Source organism: Streptomyces africanus, assembly GCF_002150735.1.
GTDB lineage: Bacteria > Actinomycetota > Actinomycetes > Streptomycetales > Streptomycetaceae > Streptomyces > Streptomyces africanus.
In genome coordinates this window covers 1-7539 of record NZ_MUKA01000443.1, presented here as the reverse complement: position 1 = coordinate 7539, position 7539 = coordinate 1, and the positions used below count along the sequence as shown (strand labels likewise).

Sequence of the window (7539 nt, the reverse complement as noted above, 5' to 3'; positions counted from 1 at the left end):
GGGCCAGGGGCGTGGCGCAGGGGTGAGTTGTTCGGTTGCCCGGCGAGGACGGACGCGTCAGCGGTTCCGCGCACGCCGGGGCGGCTCAGCGGCGGTCTGCAGGTGGTCGTTTGTGCTCCGTCGTCGGCCGGGGTCAGGCGGTGTTGCCGTGGCACTCGCCGTAAGCCCGCCCCGAGCCGCACCAGCAAGGTGACCCCTGCTGCGGCGGCCAAGCCACCGCACGCCCCCGGGCCGCCAGGGTCGTCGCGTACTGGGGGAGCAGCGTCGCGTCCGACGGGGAAGAGAGCTCTGAGGCTGCGAAGGCCTCGTAGGACGGGACCGTGCCTGTGACGATGCCCAGGTTGGGGGTGCCGGAGGAGGCGAGTTCTCGTAGGGCGGACTCTATGGTCGCGAGGTGGGTCTCGTGGGAGGGGTATTCCGAGGTCAGGGTCGGGTACGCCTCCAGGAGTTCTGTGAGTTCCGTCGCCGGCCAGTGGAGGATCGCTACCGGGAAGGGGCGGGAGAGGGCCTCGCGGTAGGCGCCCAGTTCGGCTCGGAGGCGGGTGATCTCCGCTTCCAGTTCCGCCGGGTTTTCCGAGCCCAGGGACCAGACGCGCTTGGGGTCGTGGAGCTCGTCCAGGGTGATCGGGAGGGAGTGGACCGTGTCCGCCAGCGCGTCCCACTCGTCGTGGGACGTGCCCAGCATGCGGCGGATCCTGTGGCGGCCGAAGAGGAGGGGGTGGGTCGGCTGCGGGGGTTCCGGGACGTCGGTCAGGAGGAGGCGGACGGCCTCCGTGAACGTGTCGTGCGCCGCTTCCAGCTCGTCGTGCGATTCCAGGGCCTCGGCGACGATCACCCAGGGGGCCGGGTCCCGCGGGGACGCCGCCCGGACTCCCTCGATGATCGCCCTGGCCTCGGCCTCGTGGCCGTACTCCCAGAGGTTCGACGCCTTGAGCGCCCGTACCAGGTGGGGGTTGTCCAGGCCGTCCGTGGAGGACAGCAGACGGTCGTAGAGGGCCGTGGCCGTGGGGCGGTCGCCGGCGAGTTCCAGGTGGGCCGCGGCGCGCAGCAGCAGGGCCTCGGAGTCCTCGGGATACAGGCCGGCGGTCCGCTCCAGGCGTGCCGCCTCGGCGGTGTGGTCGACGTTTTCGGCAGGCGAGTCGGGGCGCATGGGGGACACCGTACTGCCGGGAGGTGACGAGCGTGAGAGATGCGCAGGCCAGACGCCTGGCCTGCGCGGGTTCCCCATGCTTGTCATCCCGGCTTTACGGATCGTCCCGGATCACCGCCATGGCGGCGGGCTAGAGGGTCACGCCGTCTATTTGTAGCGTTTGGACCGACTTTGCGGCGAACGGGACGCTGACGGATTTGCCGGACAGGCGGATGTCCGAGCGGGGGGTGTAGAGGTCGCCGCCGCCCGTCGTCACCGTGTTCCAGCGGGGCACCGCGCCGTTCGTGCCGCCCGTCACCGTCGAGAAGCGGGAGAGGTCGAAGGTGAGGGTCTGGGCTGACGTCGACGTGTTCACCGCCACCAGAACCAGGCGGCGGGCCGACGCCGAGTACGCCGCCACCGCGTAGCTCACGCCCGTGTCCAGGATCGTCATGCCGGGGCGGATGTGGCGGCTGAACTGGGCCAGCACGTAGTGCTTCGTCTGGACCGTGGTCGGCTGGAGGGTGTTCGCGTCGTAGGCGATCATCGCCCAGCCCGTCGACGGGTCCATGACCTGCCAGTAGCACCACGCAGTGGGGTGCAGCCAGCGGAAGTCGTAGCAGAGGTTCGACGCCATGGTCAGGCCCGTGCCGTCGCTGTCGCCCGTCTCCGAGTTCCACAGCTTCTTGCGGGACGTCGTCACCACGTCCGTGTAGAGCAGGTCGCGGCGGCCGCCCGAGCCCTGGTAGCCGTGCACGTTGACCTGGGAGACCAGGGACTTGGTGGACGAGTCGAAGGACGCCCAGGTGGAGCGGGCCGTGTCGTAGTTCGTCTCGTCCGATGCCGAGATGCGGAGATTCGTCAGGCCGCGTTTGTCCAACTCGCTGCGCATGTACGGGAGTACAGCCGCCTGGACCGCGGGGTCCATGTGGCAGCCCTCCTGGGTGCCGGTCGCGGTCCACCAGGTGGAGGCCGGCTCGTTGAAGGGGTCGACCGTCGCGAAGTTCACGCCCCAGTGGTCGCGGGCGTACAGGGCCGTCGCCGCCAGGTGGGAGGCGTGCTGGCGGTAGTTCCAGGTCTGGAGGTTGTTGCCGCCGCCGGCCGCGCCCGAGGGGTTGTGGTTGGCGCACATCCACCACATGGGGGAGTTGGCGAAGAGTTCCGTGATCGCGCCGCGCTGCGTCGCCTTCACCAGCATCGCGCGCTGGTTGGCGTCCGCCGACCACTTCCAGGCCGACGAGGCGGGGTCCTCGTTGTTCCAGTCCTGCCAGAAGCCCTCGATCTGCTTGAAGGCGGGGATGTTCGGTGATTTGACCATCGTCTCGCCGCCGACGCTGTTCCAGCTGCTCGCGCCGAGGTTGTAGCGGGCGATGTTGAGGCCCAGGCCGGGGAGCGATCTGCCGTCGTACGTCACCGACTTGGTGGTGAAGAAGAGGTCCGCGAAGTCATCCCGGGCGCCGAAGACGTTGGCCCACCAGGCGAGGGAGGTGCCCCAGCCCTCCCAGGTGCCGTACGTCGTCGAGGGGTTGACGGCGATCGTGGCGTCCGCGTGCGCGGTGCCTGTCGCCAGGGCGCTGCCGAGGAACGTACCGCCTGCTGCGGTCAGCAGGGTTCTGCGTCGGATCACGGCTCCTCCGTAGGGGAATGGGGGCAGGCGCCGGTCCCCGGAAGCCCGGCGTCGCGGGGTGGCCCGTTCATGGCAACGAGAAGCATCGGGTGTGGCGGGTGGGTTGTCGAGAGTTGCGACGAACCTTTCTAAAACCCGTGTATGAAGTCTCGGACGCGACCGTCGGAGCGATCCTGTATAACGAACAGAGCGAAGAGAACGGGTAGTCGAGCGAGCGAGTGTTCGGGAGGAGGGGAGCCGATGGTCCGCGGTTGGGCGAGTCTGCGTCCCGCTCTCGTGCTGCTCTTCCTGGTGCTGGAAGTGGCGCTGCTGGACACCGGAAGCCTCTACGCCACCGTCGCGCTCGCCGCGACCGCCGCGGCCTCTGCCGCGCTCACGCTCTGTGCCGTCGTCGGCTCGCGCTGCGCGCCCGCCGTGCCGCGCACCCGGGTGCGTACGGCCATCCGCGACCGTGACCTCCGTACGGCCTTCCTGCCGCAACGCGATCCCGACGCCCGGGGGCGCACCCGGCCCCGGGCACCCGGACACGCCCTCCGGGCGACCGTCGCGTAGGGCCACAGCCAGCACGTTCACAGAGCCGGCCCCGCGCGGGTCGTCATGCCGCCATGTCCCACTCCCGGCACGACGAGACCCCCGGAGGGCTCACCCATGTCCGTCTTCGCCAACCTGGTCGAGCGACTCGCCGACCTCCTCCAGCCGCTGTTCGGCGCCTCCGCGGCCGCCGCCGCGATCGTCCTGTTCACCGCGCTCGTACGACTCCTCGTCCACCCCCTGTCCCGGGCCGCCGCGCGCGGCCAGAAGGCCCGCACCGCGCTCCAGCCGAAGATCGCCGAGCTGCGGAAGAAGCACGGGAAGAACCCCGAGAAGCTCCAGCGGGCCGTGCTGGAGCTGCACGCCGAGGAGAAGGTGTCGCCGCTGGCCGGCTGCCTGCCCGGGCTGCTCCAGGTGCCCGCGTTCTTCCTGCTCTACCACCTGTTCTCCAGCGACACGATCGGCGGGCGGGCCAACGCGCTGCTCGACCACCGGTTGTTCGCCGCGCCGCTGGGGGAGCGGTGGGCGGACGCGCTCCAGGGCGGTCTCCTCGACGGGGCGGGGCTCGTCTATGCCGGGCTGTTCGTGGTCGTCGCCGGGGTCGCCGTGTTCAGCTACCGCCTCAGCAAGCGCATGATGGCCGCGAGCCCGGCCCTTCCGGCCGGTGAGCAGCAGGTGGCAGGGTTGGGGGCGGTGGCCAAGGTGATGCCCTTCATGTCCTTCTTCACCCTCGTCACCGTGGCCGTCGTACCGCTGGCCGCCGCGCTGTACGTCGTGACCAGTACGACGTGGAGTGTCGTCGAGCGGGCCGCGCTGTACCGGTGACGCGGCGGGCGGGGTCCAGTACGTGAACGGGGTATTGCGGAGTGGACTCCCAGCTTGGAGGATCGACCAGTCCTCCGATGGCTGCCCCGCCGCAACCGGGTCGTATGCCTCCGGCGGGCGCCCGCGATCGAGGGAGACGTGATCATGAAGCTGCTGCGAGTCGGTACGGCCGGGGCCGAGCGGCCCGCGCTGCTCGACGCCGACGGGACCCTGCGGGACCTGTCGGGCGTCGTGCCGGACATCGACGGGGCGCTGCTCGCGGACGACGCGGCGCTGGCACGCGTCCGTGCTGCCGCCGACGCCGGTGAGCTGCCCGTACTGGACGCCACCGGGCTGCGGATCGGGCCGCCGCTGGGGCGGATCGGCAAGATCGTCTGCATCGGGCTGAACTACCACGACCATGCGCGCGAGACGGGTGCCGAGCCGCCCGCCGAGCCGGTGCTCTTCATGAAGGCGCCGGACACGGTGGTCGGGCCGCACGACACGGTGCTCGTGCCGCGCGCGTCCCGCAAGACCGACTGGGAAGTCGAGCTGGCCGTCGTCATCGGGCGTACGGCGAGGTATCTGGGGTCCGCGCAGGAGGGGCTCGCGCATGTCGCCGGGTACGCGGTGGCGCACGACGTGTCCGAGCGGGAGTTCCAGATCGAGCGGGGCGGGACCTGGGACAAGGGCAAGAACTGCGAGACGTTCAATCCGCTGGGGCCGTGGCTGGTTACGGCGGACGAGGTGCCGGATCCGCAGCGGCTGTCGCTGCGGCTGTGGGTCAACGGGGAGTTGAAGCAGGACGGCACGACGGCTGAGCAGATCTTCCCGGTGGGGGAGGTCGTGCGGTACCTCAGTCACTTCATGACGCTGTACCCCGGGGATGTGATCAACACGGGGACGCCGGCGGGGGTGGCGCTGGGGGCGCCCGAACCCAAGCCGTTCCTGCGGGCCGGGGATGTCGTGGAGCTGGAGATCGAGGGATTGGGGCGGCAGCGCCAGGAGTTCAAAGACGCGTAGGCGCTCCGCTGGGTGAGCCGGGGAACTGCGGTCGTGGTTCGGCTGCGGGCCGTCCGTGGCCGGTCGCGCAGTTCCCCGCGCCCCTGAAGGGGTCAGCCCAGCAGCGCTGCCAGGTCGCGCCACGCCTTCCTCGGGAGGGCGTCCCGCGGCTCGCCGTCCAGGACCTGGAGGGCGAGGTGGTCCGCTCCCGCCTCGAAGAAGGCGTCGGCCTTGGCGCGGATCGCCGTCTCGTCGCCCCAGGCGAACAGGGCGTCGACCAGGCGGTCGCTGCCGCCGTCCTTCAGGTCGTCCTCGGTGAAGCCGTGCCGGAGGAAGTTGTTGGTGTAGTTCGGCAGCGGGAGGTAGATCGCGAGGAACTCGCGGGCCAGGGCGCGGGCGCGGGCCGGGTCCGTCTCCAGGACGACGCCCAGCTCCGGGGCCAGCAGCGGGGCCTCGCCCAGGATCTCGCGGGCGTGCGCGGTGTGCTCCGGGGTGACCAGGTACGGGATCGAGCCCGCCGCCCGGTCGCGGGCCAGCCGGAGCGACTTCGGGCCCAGGGCGGCCAGGAGGCGGCGGTCCGCCGGCACTCCCGCGGCGTCCAGGCCGTCGAGGTGGCCGACGAGGGCCGAGTAGGGGCGCGAGTACTGCTCCTCGCGCTTGGCGTGGCTCACCCCGAGGCCCAGCAGGAAACGCCCGGGGTGGGCCGCCTCCAGCTCCCCGAAGGCCGTTGCGGCGGCGTCCGGCTCGTGCTGCCAGATGCTCTGGATACTGGTGCCGAACGCGATCTTCGAGGTCGCCTCGATCAGCGGGGCGGCGTTGGCGGCGGAGCTGTTGCCGCCCAGCCAGACGGCGCCGTAGCCGAGTTCCTCCAGTTCGGCGGCGGCCTCGGCGAGTTCGCCGCGCCGGTCCGGGTCCTCCGAGCGCAGGCCTACGCTCCAGATGCCGTACCGGCCGACGGTTTCCTTCAGGGCGGTGGTCATCGGTTGGGATCCCTCCGGTTGGGCGCCATGTTTGATCACGCGTACTGCAGGTGCCAACCGGAGGGGGCCGCTGATGATTCCAAGGCCGTGATGTCAACCGGCCCTGAATCCGGCCCTGTTTCGACAGGCCCTAGTGGTCCAGGAACCGCTCCAGGGCCTCGACCACGAACCGGTGGTCCTGGAGCTGCGGCAGACCCGACACCGTCACCGAGCCGATCACGCCGGCACCCTCGACGGTGATCGGGAAGGAACCGCCGTGCGCCGCGTACGTGTCGGGGTCGAGGCGCGAGGACTCCTCGAACGTCGTGCCCTTGGCGCGGAAGCGGGCGCCCACCAGGTAGGAGGCGGAGCCGTAGCGCTCCACCACCCGGCGTTTGCGGGCGATCCAGGCGTCGTTGTCGGGCGTGGAGCCGGGCAGCGCCGCGTGGAAGAGCTGCTGGCCGGCGCGGTGGATGTCGATCGCGACCGGGGCCTGACGCTCCCGGGCCATGCCGACGAGGAGCGAGCCGAGCGCCCAGGCGTCGTCATGGGTGAACTGGCGGAACACCAGGCGGCGCTCCTCCTTCTCCAGCTCCTCCAGGCTCGGGGTGAGCTCCGGGTGGAACTTCGGGGTGAGCTCCTGGCTGTGCGAAGGGTTGCTCTTGTGGGTCACAGGGTCACCGTCACCTTCTCGCGGGCCGAACGACGGGCGGCTTCCAGTACGTCCAGGGCGGCGGCCGCCTCCAGGGCGGTCACCGGGTTCGGGGCCCCCTCCAGCAGGGCCTTCGCCACGGCCGCATAGTAAGCGGGGTAGTCGCCCGGCAGGGTGGGTTCGGGCCGGCCGCCTCCCGTGACCGGGGACTCGCCGGAGCCCACGCGGCCCCACAGCGACTCGGGCTCCGCGCCCCAGCCGGGCCCCGGGCGGTGGCCGTCGCGCAGGGCCGCCTCCTGGGGGTCGAGGCCGTACTTGACGTAACCGGCGGCGGAGCCCAGGACGCGGAAGCGGGGGCCGAGCTGGGCGGTCGTCGCGGAGACGTAGAGGTGGGAGCGGACGCCGCTGGTGTGCGTGATCGCGATGAACGTGTCGTCGTCCGTCTCGGCGCCCGGGCGGCGGATGTCCGACTCCGCGTACACGGCGGCCGCCGGGCCGAACAGGACCAGTGCCTGGTCGACGACATGGCTGCCGAGGTCGTACAGCAGACCTCCGATCTCTGCGGGGTCGCCGGACTCCCGCCAGCCGCCCTTCGGCTTAGGCCGCCACCGCTCGAAGCGCGATTCAAAACGCCAGACGTCGCCCAACTCGCCCTCCGACAGCAGCTTGCGCAGGGTGAGGAAGTCGTTGTCCCAGCGGCGGTTCTGGAAGACGGAGAGGAGCAGGCCGCGCTCCTCGGCCAGGGCGGCCAGCTCACGGGCCTCGGCCGCCGTGCCCGCGACGGGCTTGTCGACCACGACCGGCAGACCGGCCCGGAGCGCGGCCTGCTCCTCTC

General features: G+C 71.2%; 8 protein-coding genes. 3 read left to right on the top strand and 5 right to left on the bottom strand.

Annotated elements, in window-relative coordinates:
• Positions 1–133 precede the first annotated feature (133 nt).
• Both CCL05_RS39305 and CCL05_RS39300 read right to left on the bottom strand, forming a co-directional pair.
• Positions 134–1150 carry an SEC-C domain-containing protein gene (locus CCL05_RS39305; protein ID WP_086565394.1) on the bottom strand — a complete coding sequence of 339 codons (1017 nt, stop codon included), beginning with the start codon at positions 1148–1150 and terminating at the stop codon, positions 134–136.
• A 130-nt stretch (positions 1151–1280) separates the two neighbouring features.
• A complete protein-coding gene (locus CCL05_RS39300) occupies positions 1281–2756 on the bottom strand; it encodes a glycoside hydrolase (RefSeq protein ID WP_107400578.1) in 1476 nt (491 codons plus the stop codon).
• Between the two features lie 240 nt (positions 2757–2996).
• Between CCL05_RS39300 and CCL05_RS39295 the strand changes: the two genes are divergently transcribed.
• The 3 genes from CCL05_RS39295 (at position 2997) to CCL05_RS39285 (ending at position 5114) form a co-directional block, all read left to right on the top strand.
• The gene (locus tag CCL05_RS39295; RefSeq protein ID WP_086565395.1) at positions 2997–3308 is read left to right on the top strand and encodes a DUF6412 domain-containing protein; all 312 of its coding nucleotides are present in this window, start codon (positions 2997–2999) and stop codon (positions 3306–3308) included.
• Between the two features lie 96 nt (positions 3309–3404).
• On the top strand, positions 3405–4112 hold the full coding sequence (locus tag CCL05_RS39290; protein WP_086565393.1) for a YidC/Oxa1 family membrane protein insertase: 708 nt from the start codon (positions 3405–3407) through the stop codon (positions 4110–4112).
• Between the two features lie 144 nt (positions 4113–4256).
• Complete coding sequence (locus CCL05_RS39285; RefSeq protein ID WP_086565392.1) at positions 4257–5114, top strand: fumarylacetoacetate hydrolase family protein; 858 nt, start codon at positions 4257–4259, stop codon at positions 5112–5114.
• 92 nt (positions 5115–5206) lie between these two features.
• Here the strand turns inward: CCL05_RS39285 and CCL05_RS39280 are convergent, their stop codons facing one another.
• From CCL05_RS39280 to CCL05_RS39270, 3 genes are all read right to left on the bottom strand, one after another.
• Entirely contained in the window at positions 5207–6073 is an 867-nt protein-coding gene (locus CCL05_RS39280; RefSeq protein ID WP_086565391.1) for an LLM class F420-dependent oxidoreductase, read from the bottom strand.
• 130 nt (positions 6074–6203) lie between these two features.
• Positions 6204–6725: a heme-degrading domain-containing protein gene (locus CCL05_RS39275; protein WP_086565390.1), complete on the bottom strand. Its 522-nt coding sequence runs from the start codon at positions 6723–6725 to the stop codon at positions 6204–6206.
• Positions 6722–7539 (bottom strand): Gfo/Idh/MocA family protein (locus CCL05_RS39270; protein WP_107400577.1); only part of this gene is annotated, 818 nt, incomplete at its 5' end. The genes CCL05_RS39275 and CCL05_RS39270, both read right to left, overlap by 4 nt.